At 54.2% G+C, this 17,172-nt stretch carries 16 protein-coding genes; 15 read left to right on the plus strand and 1 reads right to left on the minus strand.

What is annotated here, in order from left to right; genetic code table 11:
* Nucleotides 1–33 precede the first annotated feature (33 nt).
* The 8 genes from yabG (at nt 34) to KDC22_RS00190 (ending at nt 6,934) form a co-directional block, all read left to right on the plus strand.
* Entirely contained in the window at nt 34–942 is a 909-nt protein-coding gene (yabG, locus tag KDC22_RS00155) for a sporulation peptidase YabG (RefSeq protein ID WP_173140691.1), read from the plus strand.
* A gap of 245 nt (nt 943–1,187) precedes the next feature.
* Nucleotides 1,188–1,463: a biofilm formation stimulator Veg gene (gene veg / locus KDC22_RS00160; protein ID WP_036696386.1), complete on the plus strand. Its 276-nt coding sequence runs from the start codon at nt 1,188–1,190 to the stop codon at nt 1,461–1,463.
* Between the two features lie 153 nt (nt 1,464–1,616).
* Nucleotides 1,617–1,793 carry a small, acid-soluble spore protein, alpha/beta type gene (locus KDC22_RS00165; protein ID WP_173140693.1) on the plus strand — a complete coding sequence of 59 codons (177 nt, stop codon included), beginning with the start codon at nt 1,617–1,619 and terminating at the stop codon, nt 1,791–1,793.
* A 189-nt stretch (nt 1,794–1,982) separates the two neighbouring features.
* Nucleotides 1,983–2,837: a 4-(cytidine 5'-diphospho)-2-C-methyl-D-erythritol kinase gene (ispE, locus tag KDC22_RS00170; protein WP_211721713.1), complete on the plus strand. Its 855-nt coding sequence runs from the start codon at nt 1,983–1,985 to the stop codon at nt 2,835–2,837.
* Nucleotides 2,838–2,921: 84 nt separating this feature from the next.
* A complete protein-coding gene (gene purR, locus KDC22_RS00175; RefSeq protein ID WP_173140697.1) occupies nt 2,922–3,761 on the plus strand; it encodes a pur operon repressor in 840 nt (279 codons plus the stop codon).
* Nucleotides 3,762–3,959: 198 nt separating this feature from the next.
* The gene (gene spoVG, locus KDC22_RS00180; RefSeq protein ID WP_036696395.1) at nt 3,960–4,247 is read left to right on the plus strand and encodes a septation regulator SpoVG; all 288 of its coding nucleotides are present in this window, start codon (nt 3,960–3,962) and stop codon (nt 4,245–4,247) included.
* A 243-nt stretch (nt 4,248–4,490) separates the two neighbouring features.
* The gene (gene glmU, locus KDC22_RS00185; RefSeq protein WP_281424952.1) at nt 4,491–5,891 is read left to right on the plus strand and encodes a bifunctional UDP-N-acetylglucosamine diphosphorylase/glucosamine-1-phosphate N-acetyltransferase GlmU; all 1,401 of its coding nucleotides are present in this window, start codon (nt 4,491–4,493) and stop codon (nt 5,889–5,891) included.
* An 89-nt stretch (nt 5,892–5,980) separates the two neighbouring features.
* Nucleotides 5,981–6,934, plus strand: a complete 954-nt coding sequence (locus KDC22_RS00190; RefSeq protein WP_019914487.1) for a ribose-phosphate diphosphokinase — start codon at nt 5,981–5,983, stop codon at nt 6,932–6,934.
* Nucleotides 6,935–7,025: 91 nt separating this feature from the next.
* Here the strand turns inward: KDC22_RS00190 and KDC22_RS00195 are convergent, their stop codons facing one another.
* A complete protein-coding gene (locus KDC22_RS00195) occupies nt 7,026–7,226 on the minus strand; it encodes a hypothetical protein (protein ID WP_036696494.1) in 201 nt (66 codons plus the stop codon).
* Between the two features lie 93 nt (nt 7,227–7,319).
* Here KDC22_RS00195 and pth point away from each other — a divergent pair, with 93 nt between their 5' ends.
* The 7 genes from pth to yabN all read left to right on the plus strand — a co-directional run bounded on the left by pth (nt 7,320) and on the right by yabN (nt 17,135).
* Nucleotides 7,320–7,880, plus strand: a complete 561-nt coding sequence (pth, locus tag KDC22_RS00200) for an aminoacyl-tRNA hydrolase (protein WP_173140699.1) — start codon at nt 7,320–7,322, stop codon at nt 7,878–7,880.
* An 87-nt stretch (nt 7,881–7,967) separates the two neighbouring features.
* Nucleotides 7,968–8,198 carry an anti-sigma-F factor Fin gene (fin, locus tag KDC22_RS00205; protein ID WP_173140701.1) on the plus strand — a complete coding sequence of 77 codons (231 nt, stop codon included), beginning with the start codon at nt 7,968–7,970 and terminating at the stop codon, nt 8,196–8,198.
* 132 nt (nt 8,199–8,330) lie between these two features.
* Nucleotides 8,331–11,855: a transcription-repair coupling factor gene (gene mfd / locus KDC22_RS00210; protein WP_211723842.1), complete on the plus strand. Its 3,525-nt coding sequence runs from the start codon at nt 8,331–8,333 to the stop codon at nt 11,853–11,855.
* Nucleotides 11,842–12,885, plus strand: coding sequence for a peptidylprolyl isomerase (locus KDC22_RS00215; RefSeq protein ID WP_211721714.1), 1,044 nt, complete (start codon nt 11,842–11,844; stop codon nt 12,883–12,885). Before mfd ends, KDC22_RS00215 begins: the two co-directional genes overlap by 14 nt.
* A gap of 299 nt (nt 12,886–13,184) precedes the next feature.
* Nucleotides 13,185–13,727, plus strand: a complete 543-nt coding sequence (spoVT, locus tag KDC22_RS00220; RefSeq protein ID WP_173140707.1) for a stage V sporulation protein T — start codon at nt 13,185–13,187, stop codon at nt 13,725–13,727.
* A gap of 173 nt (nt 13,728–13,900) precedes the next feature.
* Nucleotides 13,901–15,562 (plus strand): putative polysaccharide biosynthesis protein, encoded by a 1,662-nt coding sequence (locus KDC22_RS00225; RefSeq protein WP_211721715.1) that lies wholly within the window; start codon nt 13,901–13,903, stop codon nt 15,560–15,562.
* Nucleotides 15,563–15,635: 73 nt separating this feature from the next.
* Complete coding sequence (gene yabN, locus KDC22_RS00230; protein WP_211721716.1) at nt 15,636–17,135, plus strand: bifunctional methyltransferase/pyrophosphohydrolase YabN; 1,500 nt, start codon at nt 15,636–15,638, stop codon at nt 17,133–17,135.
* The last annotated feature ends 37 nt before the right edge of the window (nt 17,136–17,172 follow it).

The following is a 17,172-nucleotide window of genomic DNA, read 5'->3' on the forward strand; positions in this document are numbered from 1 at the left end:
TTGCCCATAACATGGGGTAGAGGTGGTGTTGTAATGAATCTAGGAGACTTGGTCATTCGTAAATCCTATGGCGGCGATGTGACCTTCCGGGTAGACAATATATTGCAGAATAGAGCTGTTATCAAAGGGACGGAATTCCGTCTGCTGGCGGATTCTCCGCTGGATGATCTGGTGCAGGTACCGCCTACACAGGTTACCGAGCGGGGTCAGCGCGCGCAGATCAAAGCAACAGAGTCATTAACCTGGCTGCGCAGAGACCGGCAGGAGCAGAGCCAGCGCAGTGGAGAGAGTGTATCCGGGTCCACCGGGACCTGGGGCCAATCCCCCAAGGAAGCGGCTTATTTTGAAGTGCCGGGTAAAGTGCTGCATCTGGATGGAGATGCGCTCTATCTGAAGAAGAGCCTGAGTCTCTACGAGCAGCTGCGCATACCGGCGGAGGGGCATCATGTCCATGAATCCAAAATGGCGGAGACGCTGTACCGTCTGCTGCCCAGTGTACGTCCCGATATCGTAGTGATTACCGGCCATGATGGAGTACTTAAGCAACAGCAGAACTATGATCTGTATAGTCTGAGCAGCTATAAAAACTCACAGAATTTCGTTGCAGCCATCCGGGTAGCCCGTGAATATGAGCGGAATTTCGATGCCCTGACGATTGTAGCCGGAGCCTGCCAGTCGCACTTCGAGGCACTCCTCGGTACAGGGGCCAACTTCGCCAGCTCGCCGGGCCGCATCCTCATTCATGCTCTGGACCCGGTGTATGTGGCTGCCAAGGCTTCATTCACCTCCATCCGGGATACGGTGAACTTAAGCGATACCCTTAGCCATACGATCAGCGGTAATCAGGGGATGGGCGGAATTGAGACACGCGGCAGCTTCCGCATCGGAATGCCTCAGCTGCAGAATCTTGCTACACTGAAGGTAGCACCCTCGGTGCTGTAAACTGAAGCAGGTAGCGAACAGCGGGCGGAACAGGGTAAGCACTCGTGCTTACCCTGTTTTTGCTTGAAGATAAGAATGTATAGGTGTCACATGATTACCGCTAACAAGGTGCTTAAGCCGGGACTTCCAGCCTCTAAAAAAATTCCGTTGACAACTTTTTTGTCATCATCTATAATTATTTATTTAATTTGACAATGGTTCAATAAGGTTGTATAATGGACAAGGAAAGAGGTGGTCCGTCAGGAATGGCTAATAATGCGCTGTTGGAAATTAAACGCAGTCTCGAAGCTCACGTCGGTCATAAGATCACGTTGCGGGCTAACGGTGGCCGTCGCAAGACTGTTGAACGCACCGGTGTCCTGGAAGAAACGTACCCTTCTGTATTTATTGTCAAACTTGATCAGGAGCAGCAGACCTTCAAGCGAGTCTCCTATAGCTATGCCGATATACTTACTGAATCTGTGGAAATCACAGTTACCGAAGACGATGGGCAGATGCGGATTATGTATATCAAAGCTTAGCGTCACGGACAGTCTCCCTGCTGGGGGGCTGTTTTTTGCATTCCAGTAATATTTGCTGCGCTTCTGAAATCCTCTGCATGACACCTGCCCCTTGGCCGCATACTACATAGGCAGTACGTTTATCATCCAATAGCATAAAGGGAGGAATCCGTAATGAGCCGCAGAAGACGTAGCATGATGTCTGAGGAATTGAAGACGGAGCTGGCTAAGGAGCTTGGGTTCTACGAAACAGTAGAGCAGGAGGGCTGGGGCGGAATCCGGGCGGTCGATGCCGGAAATATGGTCAAGCGGGCCATTCAGTTGGCGGAACAGGCTGCGCGCAAATCGTAATAGCTTAAGGCGCCCATGTCGGCGCCGTACCGGGTATCGCCTGCTGGCGGTACCTTTTTCTGAATAACGGAATGGAGCCGAAAAACGGCATAAGGGCGGTTCTGCTTTTGTTAATGGACTTCACTGCCAGTTTCTCATATAATATGTTAAGTTGTTTTTTACGGGAAAAGGTGAGGGTGGGTGAACGCCTTGAAGATGTATGAGAAAGCGCCAGCCAAAATAAATTTGATGCTGGATGTTCTGCATAAGCGTGCTGACGGATTTCATGAAGTGGAAATGATAATGACGATGGTCGATCTGGCTGATCGTCTGGAGCTGTCGGAGATGAAGCGGGATTCGATTATTATCTCAAGCCAGGCCGGTTATATTCCGCTGGACGAGAAGAATCTGGCCTTCCAGGCTGCAAGACTGATCAAGGACCGGTATAACGTAAGAAGCGGTGTACATATCCATCTGGACAAAAGAATTCCGGTCGCTGCCGGCCTTGCCGGCGGCAGCAGTGACGCCGCGGCTACGCTGCGCGGCCTGAACCGGCTCTGGCGCCTCGGGATCCCGGTGCAGGAGCTTCAGGAACTGGGCGCCGAGCTGGGCTCGGATGTCCCGTTCTGCGTCACTGGAGGCACTGCCCTGGCTACGGGCAGGGGAGAACGGCTGACTAGTATCGCAAGTCCGCCGCAATGCTGGGTCATCCTGGCCAAGCCGCCGATCAATGTATCGACGGCTGAGGTGTACGGACGCGTACGCGCGGGTAACATTGCGGTCCATCCGTCCGCGCTCCGGATGCAGCAGGCTATCGAGGCCGGCGACTTCGCGGCCGTCTGTGCGGGCCTGGGCAACGTGCTGGAGGATGTAACGCTTAAGCTGCATCCCGAGGTGCAGCAGCTTAAGGAAGCGATGCTGAAGCTGGGTGCGGACGGCGTGCTCATGTCCGGCAGCGGACCGACGGTATTCGGCCTTGTCTCCAAGCAGTCCAAGGTGGCGAGAATCTATAACGGGCTGCGCGGATTCTGCAAGGAAGTCTATGCCGTTCGTTCGCTAAGCTAAGCAATTCCTCGGTTTCCGCTTGTATAAATCCGTACAATAATGATATTATTCATAATAATATTCGGTTTTGGCGAGGAGTAATCAGTGAAGAAACTTAAACGAAGCCAACGATTAGTTGACATGACCCAATTTTTACTGGAGAAGCCGCATGATCTGCTGCCGCTGTCCACCTTTGCGGAGCGGTACGGTGCGGCGAAGTCATCCGTCAGCGAGGATCTGGCTATTATAAAAGAGGTATTTGAAGGCGAAGGGATGGGCGAGCTGCAGACGCTGGCCGGAGCGGCAGGCGGAGTCCGGTATATTCCGCGGATGCCGATGGACATGGCTCTTGCCTTCGTGAACCGGCTGTGCGGGCAGCTTGAACAGAGCGACCGGATTCTGCCGGGCGGTTATCTGTATATGTCCGATCTGCTGGGTCTGCCGTCCCTGATGGAGCAGGCCGGCAAAATCATTGCCACCGCCTTCCACGGGGTGGAGATCGACGTTGTGATGACGGTGGAGACCAAGGGTATTCCGCTTGCTTATGCAACGGCTGCGCAGCTGGGTCTGCCGGTTGTGCTGGTACGCCGTGACCATCAGGTAACGGAGGGTTCAGCCGTAAGCATCAACTATGTATCGGGATCGCATAAGAGTATCCATACGATGTCTCTGTCCAGACGGGCGCTGCGTGAGAAATCCCGGGTGCTGATTGTGGATGACTTCATGAAGGCGGGAGGCACGGTTCGCGGGATGGTCGATCTGCTCGGTGAATTCAATGCTGAGGTTGCGGGTGTTGGTGTGCTCGTAGAGTCCGGTGCCGTGGAGAATGAAGAGCGGCTGCTGCACGATTATGTATCTCTTGTGAAGCTGACTGAAGTTGACTCCAAGGTGCGGCGGATTTCGGCGTTTCCGGGCAACTATTTTTCCTCCCCAAAGGGCGATTAGACCGGGGTATAAAAAGCGGCGTATAATGTCGAAACCGTGAGGATTCTTAAGATAACTCCACGAAATCTGTCGAAAATAGAGATTATGCAAAAATAATCTTCTTAATCAGGCATTATTTGGAATGAAAAAGAAGGAATTCGCTTTGCTGTGTGGAATTATACACCAAGTCTCTGATGGAAAAAGGTGGTGAACACACACATGCAAATTACGGATGTCAGACTCCGCCGCGTCAACTCTGAGGGGAGAATGAAAGCAATCGCATCCATTACAATCGATAACGAGTTTGTTGTTCATGACATTCGCGTCATCGACGGGAATAACGGGATGTTTGTTGCAATGCCCAGCAAGCGTACACCTGACGGAGAATTCCGCGATATCGCACACCCGATTTCTTCGGGAACGCGCGAGAAGATTCAATCTGCGGTTCTGGCCGAGTACGAACGTGCCGCTACGGAAGAAGAAGAAGTCATTGAAGAGGGAGCTTAAGCTGTGAAGCGCTGACTCTCTGGGACTTGCTGCCTCCCCAGGGCAGTAATCGACCATACCGTTTTATATGTTTCGGGGTGCCCGCAAAGTACCTGGGTCAGCCTCGGAGCCAAAGCCCCACTATGTGGGGGGATTTTATTGGGGTTCGAAGAAAAGGGAACCATGCCTTCATGGTTCTCTTTTCTTTTTGCCCGGAATGAGATATATTCAGTAGTGAGTTCAAGAAGTGGGAGGTTGGCATTCTTGAAAAGAATGGCTGTTGTACTTGCTGCAGGTCAAGGCAAGCGCATGAAATCTAAATTATACAAAGTACTGCACCCTGTCTGTGGTAAACCGATGGTAGGGCACGTGCTTGATACAGTGAAAGCGACCGGATGCCAGCGTACAGTAGTTGTCGTAGGACACGGCGCAGAGAAGGTTAAGTCCTATGTAGGCCAGGAGGCCGAATATGTGCTGCAGGATGTCCAGCTTGGAACCGGGCATGCTGTTAAACAGGCCAAAGATCTGCTTGGCGGGGAAGAAGGAACCACGATTGTAATCTGCGGAGATACGCCGCTGGTGATGCCGGAGACGCTGGAAGGGCTGATGGCGCTGCATGAAACGCAGAACGCTGCTGCAACCGTCCTTACTGCTGTTATGGAGCAGCCTGCCGGATACGGCCGGATTATCCGTGGTGAAGATGGCGGAGTGCTGAAGATTGTGGAACAGAAGGACTGCACGGAGAGTGAAGCTGCGGTTCATGAGATCAATACAGGTACGTATTGCTTCGATAACGCGAAGCTCTTTGCTGCTCTGGAGAAGGTAACGAATACCAATAACCAGCAGGAATATTACTTAACGGATGTTATCGGCATCCTCCGGGCACAGGGCGATATCGTTCTGGGTTATCAGGCCCATGATGCTGCAGAGTCTATTGGAGTGAATGACCGCCTGGCGTTGTCTGAAGCCGAAGGCTACATGCGTCAGCGGATCAACCGCAGACATATGCTCAGCGGAGTAACTATAATTGACCCGGCCTCCACTTATATCGGAGCAGATGTTGTCATTGGAGCAGATACGGTCTTATATCCGGGAACGGTGCTCAAAGGCAAGACCGTAATCGGCGAGGATTGTGTGATCGGACCTGCAAGCGAAATTGAAGACTGCATGATTATGGACGGTGCTGCCGTTAAGCAGTCGGTTCTGAATCAGGCTAAGGTCGGCGCACGGGCTTCCGTTGGGCCTTTTGCATATTTGCGTCCGGGTGCCGTGCTTGGCCAGGAGGTCAAGATCGGCGACTTCGTAGAGATCAAGAATGCTACGATCGGCGACGGCTCCAAAGTATCTCATTTAAGTTATGTCGGTGATGCTGAGATCGGCAAGAATGTTAATATCGGCTGCGGCGCCATCACTGTTAATTATGACGGCTACAATAAGTCCAAGACGGAGATCGGTGACGATGCCTTCATCGGCAGCAACGTGAACCTCGTGGCTCCGGTCACTGTAGGCAAAGGCGCATTTGTTGTCGCCGGCTCCACCATCACGCGTTCGGTTTCAGAGAACGATCTGGCGATTGCCAGAGCAAGACAGGAGAACAAGCCGGGTTATGCGGAGAAGATCCGCTCCCGTGCCAAGGCGAAGAAAGACCAGCACAGTCCATCGTAAAAGCTTGCAAGCCAAAGCGCCGGACGGACTCTGCACATCCGCGCCGGTGCTTTGGCAAGTTAAATTCCGTCACGGAGGGTTTATATTTTATGACTTATTGCGATTCCAAACTAAAGATTTTCACCTGCAACTCCAATCCCAAGCTTGCCAGTCAAATTGCCGATTATATCGGCATTCCGATGGGTGAGTCCCATACGACCAGCTTCAGTGACGGAGAGATTCAGGTTAAGCTGTCGGAAAGCGTCCGGGGCTGTCATGTATACATTGTACAGTCTACCTGCGGACCGGTTAACGACAATCTGATGGAGCTTCTGGTTATGGTAGATGCGCTTAAGCGTGCGTCTGCGAAGAGCATCAATGTCGTGATTCCTTACTACGGTTATGCCCGCCAAGACCGTAAGGCCCGTTCCCGTGATCCGATTACGGCCAAGCTGGTAGCGAACCTGATTGAAAAAGCAGGTGCCCACCGCGTCATTACCATGGACCTTCATGCGATGCAGATTCAAGGCTTCTTCGATATTCCTGTCGATCATCTGCTGGGTGTGCCGATTCTGGCCCAATACTTCCGTTCCAAGCAAATTCAGAATCCGGTTGTCGTGTCTCCGGACCATGGCGGTGTTGTGCGGGCAAGAAAGCTTGCCGACTTCCTTAACGCCCCGCTGGCGATTATTGACAAGCGCCGTCCTGAACCGAACGTTAGTGAGGTCATGAATATCATCGGTAACATTGAAGGCAAGACAGCGATTCTGATTGATGATATTATCGACACCGCAGGAACGATCGTCCTTGGGGCCAATGCTCTGATGGAAGGCGGCGTGAAGGAAGTCTACGCCTGCTGTACACATCCTGTATTGTCCGGTCCTGCGCATGAACGTCTGGAGAACTCTCCAATCAAAGAAATTATCGTGACGGATACCATTCCAATCCGCAGCAGCAATCCGACATCCAAGCTCAAAGTGCTGTCCGTAGCTCCGCTTATGGGCGAAGCTATTATTCGTGTGCATGAGGAGCTGTCGATCAGCAAGCTGTTCGAAATCGAATAAGCTGCCGGTTATAGCACAAAAAGGGTTACACCTCCGTGAAGCGGAAGATGTAACCCTTATCGGCGTGATGCAGGAACCAAGGTCAAGGACTTCAGTATCCCGGGCGGGAGATGAAGGTGAAGAGGCTGCGGTTGTACAGCGTCCCCTGCAGCTCTACGAAGCCTTCGTCAACCGCTGTAATCACACCGATGTCTACGTGCGCGTTCCCCCTATAGACTTCAACAGGTACAGCATATTGAATATGGTACTGGAAGTGGCGCTGCAGTGTTAAAATATCGCCCTGATGTGGCATGATTCATCACCTGCCCTGAGGAGTATAAACTTATTGTACCAAAAACGGAACCCCTCTGCTGGGCGTACCGGGTGGAAAGGATAAACCCTACTTATGAAATGGATTGTTGGACTCGGGAATCCCGGACCGCAATACGCGAAGACCAAACATAATGTCGGCTTCATGGCACTGGATGAGCTTGCATCCAGAAACGGAATCGCCTTCAATCAGAATAAATGCAAATCGGTGATCGGTGAAGGGATGATCGGCGGTGTCAAGACCGTACTGATCAAACCCATGACCTTCATGAACCTGTCCGGGGAAGCGGTACGCGCCTATATGGATTATTATAAGGTGAAGCTGGAAGATATGATTGTTGTCTATGATGATCTGGATACGGAGCTGGGCAAGATCAGGCTGCGTTATCAGGGAAGCGCCGGCGGGCACAACGGCATTAAGTCAATCATTCAGCACACGGGCACCCAGAGCTTCAACCGGGTGCGGATGGGTATATCCCGTCCGGAGCCGGGCTTCGCCATCGTGGATTATGTGCTGTCCACCTTCGCCAAGAAGGATGGGGACAAGCTGCACAGCATGATAATGGATACTTGTGATGCTGTGGAATTCAGCCTGCAGCATACCTTCGAACAGACCATGGCCAAATTCAACGGCTAATGGCAAGGGAAGAATTCAGGACTTTAGGCTAAAGCCATTCTGGACCGGGCATACTGGAGGTATATACTACCTTCAGGAGGCATATAGATGGCAATACACTATGTTTGCAGGCACTGCCGGACATTCTTAGGAAGCATTGGCAGAAGTGATATCACAGAGATGCAGCTGGGGCTGCATTCCTTGACCCCTGCGGAGCGCAGAGATATAATAGCGTATGATTCAGAAGGCGAGATTACGGTGAAGGTGACCTGCGATTACTGCAAGCAGGCGCTGGAGAACAATCCCGAACTCAGCCTGCTGGCCAGTCCGCTTCAGTAAGGTGGAAGCGCCTGTCTCTATCGTCATCCGCAAGCCTTAGCCTTATCCGCTGAGGCTTGTTTTCGATTCCAATTATAATAGGTGAGGGCGGCATGGCCGCGCTCAGCCTGTTTAGTAAGAGAGGTGCACCTGTTGTTACAAGGTCTTATAGAAGCTTTTTCCAAGGAACCCGATTTCCAGTCTGTCACCCGTGGTATCGCTGCAGGGATGAAGGAACAGCTCATCTCCGGCTTATCCGGATCGGCCAGACAAATGATGCTGGCTGCCCTGCATGAAGAGACGCAGCGTCCGCTGCTGGTAGTAACCCATAATATGTTCTCGGCCCAGAAGATGGCCGAGGATTTGCAGGAAGCGCTTTCTCCGGAACAGGTGCTGCTCTATCCGGCCAATGAGCTGGTGGCTGCTGAAGCCGCCGTCTCCAGTCCCGAGACTCTCGCCCAGCGGATTGATGTATTGACACGCTGTGCCAAGGGCTTCCGGGGAATTGTGGTTGTTCCATACTCCGGCGTCCGCAGGCTGCTCCCTGCCCCCCATGTCATGGCCGAAGCCCAGCTCACGGTATCGCAGGACGGTACGCTTGCCCTGGATGACTTCCTCATGTCCATGATTGAGATGGGCTATGAGCGGGTGGAGCGTGTAGAGAACCGCGGCGAGCTCAGTGTGCGCGGCGGTATTATTGATTTCTATCCTATGACCTCTCCACTGGCTCACCGGGTGGAGCTGTTTGATGATGAGGTAGACTCCATCCGTACCTTCGATCCTATGGATCAGCGCTCTATTGATAAGGTCCGCAGTGTGAAGATTACACCGGCTAAGGAGATTATCGCCGATCAGCTCCGTCAGGATGCGGCTTCTACCGCTGCGTCAGCGATGCTGGAACGGCAATTAGAGAAAATGAGCGACCGCCAGGCCAAGCTTCGCCTGCGGGAGGAAATGGGCCGGGAGCTGGAAATGCTCCGTCAGGGCACGTATTTCCCCGAAATCTATAAATATATCAGTCTGCTCTACCCTGAGCGGTCTTATCTGTATGATTATATGGCAGAGGATACTTTGCTGGTTCTAGATGAGCCGGCAAGACTGCTGGAAACCGCCAAGCAATTGGAGCGGGATGAGTCAGAATGGAATCTGCATTTGCTGCAGAATGGCAAAACACTGCCCGAACTCCACCTCTCTGTCGAGAGCGATGTCATTATGTACCAGCGTCCGTTCCAGACCTTGTTTATGTCGATTTTTCTGCGCCAGGTTCCGCATATTCAGCCGCAGAATATTCTGGGCTTCATCAGCCGGGGCATGCAGGATTTCCACGGCCAGATGAATGTGCTGAAATCCGAAATGGAGCGCTGGCACAAGTCCGGCGTGAAGGTGATTATGCTCGCGAACGGCGAGGAACGGATGGAACGTATCCGCCGGGTGCTGGATGACTACGGTATTGAAGAGCCAACGATCCTTCAGGGCAACCTGGGCTCCGGCTTCGAGCTTCCTTCGATTCATCTGGCGGTCATCACTGAAGGTGAGATGTTCTCGCAGAAGCAGCGCAAGGCGCGGAAGGTCTCCAAGGGCATTGATAATGCCGAACGGATTAAGAGCTATACAGAGCTGAAGATTGGCGATTATGTGGTTCACCAGAATCACGGGATCGGTAAGTACATGGGCATCGGAACGCTTGAGGTCAGCGGCATTCACCGCGACTACATGCATATCCTCTATGCGGGTGGCGACAAGCTCTCCGTCCCGATTGAACAGATTGACCTGATCCAGAAGTATGTCGGCTCAGAAGATAAGGAGCCGAAGGTATACAAGCTGGGCGGCAATGAATGGACACGGGTGACCAGCAAGGTACGAAGCTCTGTGCAGGATATCGCCGATGACCTGATCAAGCTGTATGCTGAACGCCAGAGCGCACTCGGCTATGGCTTCGAGAAGGATACGCAGGAGCAGCGTGAATTCGAAGAGATGTTCCCGTATGAGGAGACCCGCGACCAGCTGCGGGCGATTGAAGAGATTAAGAAGGACATGGAGCAGAACCGTCCGATGGACCGGCTGCTCTGCGGGGATGTGGGATATGGCAAGACGGAGGTCGCTATCCGGGCCGCTTTCAAATCAGCGATTGAGGGCAAGCAGGTGGCGGTACTCGTGCCGACGACCATTCTGGCGCAGCAGCACTACGAGACCTTCCGCGAACGCTTCGCCAATTATCCGCTGAATATCCAGGTTCTGAGCCGTTTCCGCAGCCGCAAGGAGCAGAATGAGACGATTAAGGGAGTACGGCAGGGTACGGTGGATGTGGTCATCGGTACACACCGGCTGCTGTCGCAGGACCTGGTGTTCAAGGACCTCGGCCTCCTGATTGTTGATGAAGAGCAGCGGTTCGGCGTGACCCACAAGGAGAAGCTGAAGAAGCTGAAGACCAATGTTGATGTATTAACTCTGACGGCAACACCGATTCCCCGCACCTTGCATATGTCGATGCTCGGAGTGCGTGACTTGTCGGTTATTGAGACTCCACCGGAGAACCGCTTTCCCGTACAGACGTATGTCGTTGAGCACAGCCAGACGCTTACACGGGAAGCGGTCGAGCGCGAGCTTGCCAGGGGCGGGCAGGTCTACTATCTATACAACCGCGTACAGGGCATTCAGGAAATGGCTGCGCAGATCTCCATGCTGGTGCCGGAGGCAAGAGTGGGGATCGGCCATGGACAGATGTCGGAGTCAGAGCTTGAGAAGACGATTCTCGACTTCCTGGACGGAGAGTATGATGTGCTGGTCAGCACGAGTATTATAGAGACTGGTGTCGATATTCCTAACGTTAACACGCTTATTGTGCATGATGCCGACAAAATGGGGCTGTCCCAGCTGTATCAGCTGCGCGGACGCGTAGGCCGTTCCAACCGGATTGCCTATGCCTACTTCACCTACCAGCGGGATAAAGTACTGACCGAGGTAGCAGAGAAGCGTCTGCAATCCATTAAGGAATTCACAGAGCTCGGGTCAGGCTTCAAAATCGCCATGCGCGATCTCTCCATCCGTGGAGCAGGCAATCTGCTCGGGGCAGAGCAGCACGGCTTCATTGCTTCTGTCGGCTTCGACCTGTATTCGCAGATGCTGGCGGAAGAAATCCGCAAACGCAAGGTAAGTGTGCTTGGCGAGGAGGATACTTCGCTGAAGCAGGGGAATACGGTCATTGATTTGTCGATTGACGCGTATCTCCCGTCCGAGTATATTTACGACAGTATCCAGAAAATTGAAATTTACAAAAAAGTCGCTGCTGTGGCTTCCTTCGAGGATGCGTCAGAGCTTGAGGATGAGCTGCTGGACCGGTTCGGCGAATTGCCGGAGTCGGTTATCAATCTGCTCTCTGTGGCCCGGCTGAAGGTATACGGCAAGCTGTATGGTATGGAGTCCATGGTCCGGCGCGGGGATGAGGCCCTGCTTAATTTCCATGAGGGCAGTATCGGGGCCCTGGATACAGCCAAGCTCGCCAAAGTTGGAAATGGCTTTGAAAGGCGTGTACAATTTGATAAGGATGCCAAAGCAACGATCCGTATCAAAGTGAAGGATTTAGGTGACAAGGAGCTGCTGGATGTGCTGGAACAATTCCTGTCGGCAGCCAAACAGTCTTTAAAATCGAAGGGAGAATTACACAATGTCGTTAAATAAAAAAACCTGGAAGGTGCTGCTGGTCTCGCTGGCTGCGGCTGTATCCTTCTCCATGCTTGCCGGCTGCGGCAATAAAGACAGCGAAAAGGCAGTGGCAACTTATAAGGGCGGCACCATTACCGAGAAGGAATTCAATCTGGACACGCGCGTGATGAAGTTCCTGTCTCCCGAGCAGGCGCAGTATCTGGAGATCGATATGTTCAAGGAGTCGATCCTGAAGCAGGAGGTTGCCTTTGAACACCTGGCCGGACAGGCCTCGGAAGAAGCAAAGAAAGCAGCCGAGAAAGAAGTCGATACTCAGATTGATACGATCAAGGGCCAACTGGGCGACAAGTACAAAAGCACGCTGAAGGATCAGGATCTAAGCGAGTCTGACCTGCGGACGTATATGCAGCGCGTTCTTACCGTTTATCAGGACATGCTGCTGAAGGTAACGGACGAGCAGGTAAAATCGCAGTATGAAGCCACCAAGGCTGACTATATAGTGGCAACACTGCGTCATGTGCTGGTTGGCCTGACTGATAGTGCCGGTAAGGAGCGTACCGATGCCGATGCGCTGAAGCGCGCCCAGGAAGCGAAAGCGAGGCTGGAAGGCGGAGCGGATTTTGCTGCGGTGGCGAAGGAATATTCGGATGATCCCGGCTCCAAGGATACCGGCGGGGAATATAAGGACAAGCCTCTGGCGAATTATGTTGCAGAGTTCAAGGCTGCCGCCCAGACCCTGCCGCTGAATAAGATCAGTGATCCGATCAAGACCAGCTTCGGGTATCATGTAATGAAGGTTGAAGCCCGTAAGGATACAACGTTCGACACGCTGACTGCCGAGCAGCTTAAGGCTGTTAAGAACTCTGCGGCTTCTGCAAGCCTGGAGACCTTCCTCGAGAAGAATCTGGACAGCCTGGAGATTAAGATTAATCTGCCGAAAAGCTCAGCCGCTCCTGCTGAATCAGGAGCAACAGCTACACCGGCTCCGGGCGCTGACACCCCAGCCGCCACAGAAGTGCCAGCTGCTACCGAAGCAGCCAAATAAGTCAAATTGGACAAGCCGCCTGATGCGCCAAGCATCAAGGCGGCTTGTTTGTCGTAGTGGGGCAATCCAGCCCCTGCCCTGCCGGGTATAGAAATCAGAATTTGTGTTTATAACTGGAAGGAAACCGGTCAGGTGTTCTTATTTTTGCATGAACTATTTTATGCGGCCCGGGGATGTATAAGGAACTGGGAAGAGATGAATACTATGGTCAGATATTACGATAAATCACTGGGATTAACCATTCCCATATTGGACAGTAGTTGGACCATACTTCTTAAGAAAGCGGGGCAACATGTGAAATGAAAGCTACTGGTATTGTAAGACGTATTGATGACCTCGGACGAGTGGTTATCCCCAAAGAGATTAGACGTACCTTGCGGATTCGTGAGGGGGACCCCCTGGAAATTTTTGTTGACCGTGACGGCGAGGTTATATTGAAAAAATATTCACCGATCGGTGAATTGGGCGATTTCGCCAAGGAATACGCAGAATCGCTGTATGAAGGAACAGGGCATATTACCATGATTACGGACCGGGACAGCTTCATCGCGCTCGCCGGCGGCTCCAAGAAGGATTATCTGGAGAAACAGGTGGGTGTGCTGCTGGAGAAGGTAATGGAGAGCCGTAAGACGGTGCTTGAGACTAACGGAGGCAGCTATGACATCAGCAAGGACCACACGGAACTGTTATCCAGCTATGTGGCAGCACCTATTATCTCAGGCGGAGACCCTATCGGCTGCGTAGTGCTGCTGAATAAGGATGATTCGGTAAAAATGGCCCAGATGGAAGTAAAAATGGCGGAGACGGCCGCAGCTTTCCTGGGTAAACAAATGGAGCAGTAGCATACATGCGTAAGAGAGCCCCGCTTTTCCTTTGGTTACGATAACCATGGGGAATGGCGGGTTTTTGTCGTCATTTACACTTCCATGCCCGGATAAGTTATAATATAGAAATTCGTTCTATGAAGATTCACATTCTATATTATGGCAGTTATAGCTGTAGAAGCAGGTAGATCATGACATCGAACAAGCAAGGCTCGAAGCTGCTGCAAGGCGCCTTCATTCTTAGCGCGGCGGCTATATTCTCCAAACTGATCGGTACGCTGCAAAAGATACCGCTGCAGAATCTCGGCGGCGACGCCGCGTTTGGCATCTACAATACGGTCTATCCGCTGTATACCATCCTGGTCACTGTAGCAATGCTGGGACTGCCTGCGGCCATCTCCCGGTTCGTAGCCGAGGCTTCGGCGGCGCAGGATGAGCAGAAGGGGCGGCGCGTGCTGCTGCTGTCCGCTTGTATTACGGCTGTCAGCGGGCTGGTGCTCGGGGTTCTGGTCTACACCGGAGCGCCGCTCATTGCGGTATGGGTGGGCAGCTCCCACATTATCCCGGCTCTGCGAAGCAGCGCTTGGGGACTGGCGGTAGTGCCGCTGATGGCGGCTCTGCGCGGATATTTCCAGGGCCTGCACAATATGATGCCGACAGCAGTGTCACAGGTAGTGGAGCAGTCGGTACGCGTGGCAGTTATGATCTCGCTCCTGTTATATCTTAGTGCTGCCGGTGCGGATGCGGCAGGCATTGCCGCCGGTGCGCTGCTTGGCCCTGCCGGAGGCGGGCTGGCAGGCCTTGCAGTGATGCTGCTGTATTGGCGCAGTCACCGCCATCGCAGCGGGCAGCGGGACCTGTTACTCCAGGCCCCGCTGCTTAAGAGCAGAGAAGGCTTGGCTGCAGCCCGCCCTGAACAGGGGGTACCCGCCCGTCAGCTGCTGGCCTACGGACTGCCGGTGATGCTGGGTGCGCTGGCCGTTCCGTTAATCGGGCTGGTCGATGTCTTCACGGTTCCCCGCCTGCTGGCAGGAAGCGGGAGCAGCGGGACAGCGGCGATGGCCCAGTTCGGCATCTATAACCGCGGGCTGCCGCTCGTGCAGATCGTAACGATGCTGGCGACCTCGCTCTCGGTCGTATTCATTCCGGCGCTGGCCGAAGCGAAATACCAGCGGGATGAGGCCCTCATCCGCTCGCGCATCACGCTGTCGCTGCGCTGGTTCTGGCTCCTGGGGCTGGCCGCGTCCGTAGGCCTGGCCGTTCTGGCAGAGCCGGTGAACACGGCTCTGTACGGTGACGCTGCCGGCAGCAGCACGATGACCTGGCTGGCCTTCACCGCCGCAGGCGGCACGGTCAGCATCATCTCCGCTGCGCTGCTGCAGGGCCTTGGCGCCGTGCGTGCGCCGGCGCTGACCCTCCTGGCCGCCGCTGCGCTGAAGGCGGCCCTTAACCTGCTGCTGGTGCCGCAGCAGGGCATTACCGGTGCGGCCATCGCCGGCGTGGCCGCACATCTCTTCGCAGCAGCGCTGAACGTGCTGCTGCTCTACCGGCAGGGCTATCTGCGGCTTCGCTTTGCAGATGCCCTGCTGAAGCCCGCGGCGCTGCTCGCGGGCCTGGGGCTGGCCGCCGCAGCCGTGAGCCTCGGCGCAGGCAGGGCGGCAGACGCCGCCGGCTTCGGCGGCGGGCGGACCGCGGCCCTGGCGCAGAGCCTGCTCGGCGTGCTTGCAGGCTGCGCCGTCTTCGCCGTCGGCGCAGTAGCGCTGCGGCTGCTCAGCGAGAGCGAGCTGCGCCAGCTTCCGGGCTTCGGCCCCCGGCTGGCGGACAAGCTGAAGAAGCTGCGCCTGTTCCCTTAAGGCGCTTATTCATAGTACATAGCGCAGCCGCCTGTTACAGCAGGAAGCGGCTGCCTGGAAGGAGTTGACCAGAATGGCTGCAACACTAACTGTCGTCGGCCTGGGCTCAGGTAATCCGGACCGGCTGACCCTGGGCATTATCAAAAAGCTGCAAGCGGCCTCCGCCGTATACGTGCGGACCGCCGAGCATCCTGTCATGGCTGCCCTGGCTGAGCTTGAGATTTCCTCGGAGTCCTTCGACGGACTGTATGAATCGTTATCTTCCTTCCCTGAGGTCTACGAAGCCATTACGGCAACGCTCATCGAGAAGGCAGCGGCAGCTCCGCAAGGCACGGAGATCGTCTACGCCGTACCCGGGCATCCGATGGTTGCCGAATCCGCCGTTTCTCTGCTGCGCCAGCGCTGCCCGGAGGCAGGCATCGAGCTGAATATTCTCGGCGGCGAGAGCTTCCTCGACGAAGCGTTCGTCCGTCTAGGCTTTGATCCGATCGAAGGCTTTCAGCTCCTGGATGCTTCCGGCATCCGCAGCTCCCAGCTCCACCCGGAGCTGCATACCCTGATCGGACAGGTCTATGACAGCTTCACCGCTTCCGAAACCAAGCTCTGTCTGATGGAGCTGTATCCGCCGGAATATGAGGTGGTTGTTGGACATGCGCTTGGTGTAGAGGGGGAAGAGCAGATTCTCCGTGTACCTCTGTACGAGCTGGACCGGCTGGAGGGCTACGGCAATCTTTCGCTGGTGTATGTTCCGATCAATCATGCCGAGGATGCACGGGTACGCACGTTTGCCCGTCTGCATGAGATTGTCGATATTTTGCGGAGCCCGGAGGGATGTCCCTGGGACCGGGAGCAGACGCATGAGTCGCTGCGTAAGAACCTGATCGAAGAGACCTATGAGGTGCTCGAAACGATTGACGAGGATGATCCGGACCATATGAAGGAAGAGCTGGGCGACCTGCTGCTTCAGATTATGCTTCATTCCCAGATGGAAGAAGAGCTGGGTACATTCAGTGTCTACGATGTTATTGAGGGACTCAATGAGAAGCTGCTGTTCCGCCATCCGCATGTATTCGGTGATCATGTTGCCGGCAATGCCGAGGAGGCGCTGCAGAACTGGGAAGGAATGAAGGCCGAGGAGAAGCGGCGCAAAGGCGTGAAGCCTGAAGCCCTGTCCGCACTCAGCGGGGTTCCGAAGGATCTGCCGGCCCTGATGAAGGCTTACAAGCTGCAGAAAAAAGCATCCAAAGTCGGATTCGACTGGGATAACACCAGCGATGTCCTGGCGAAGATCCGCGAGGAGGTCGATGAGCTTCAGGAAGCGATTGAGACGGGACAGTCTGCCGAGGAGCAGATGCTGGAGCTGGGTGATCTGCTGTTCGCGGCCACGAATATCGCCCGTTTCATCGGAGCGGACCCTGAAGAAGCACTGACCCGTACCAACCGCAAATTTGTCGCCCGGTTCCAGTATATTGAGCAGCGTCTGCGGGATAAGGGCATCCGGGTGGAGGACAGCCATCTGGAAGAGATGGAGGCTCTATGGCAGGAAGCCAAGGCGGAAGAGCGGAAGCTGTAGATTCTATAATTATAGCTTCTGCGGTATATACCAACGG

The organism is Paenibacillus tritici, from assembly GCF_018207515.1.
In the GTDB taxonomy this organism is placed as follows: Bacteria; Bacillota; Bacilli; order Paenibacillales; family Paenibacillaceae; genus Paenibacillus_AQ; species Paenibacillus_AQ tritici.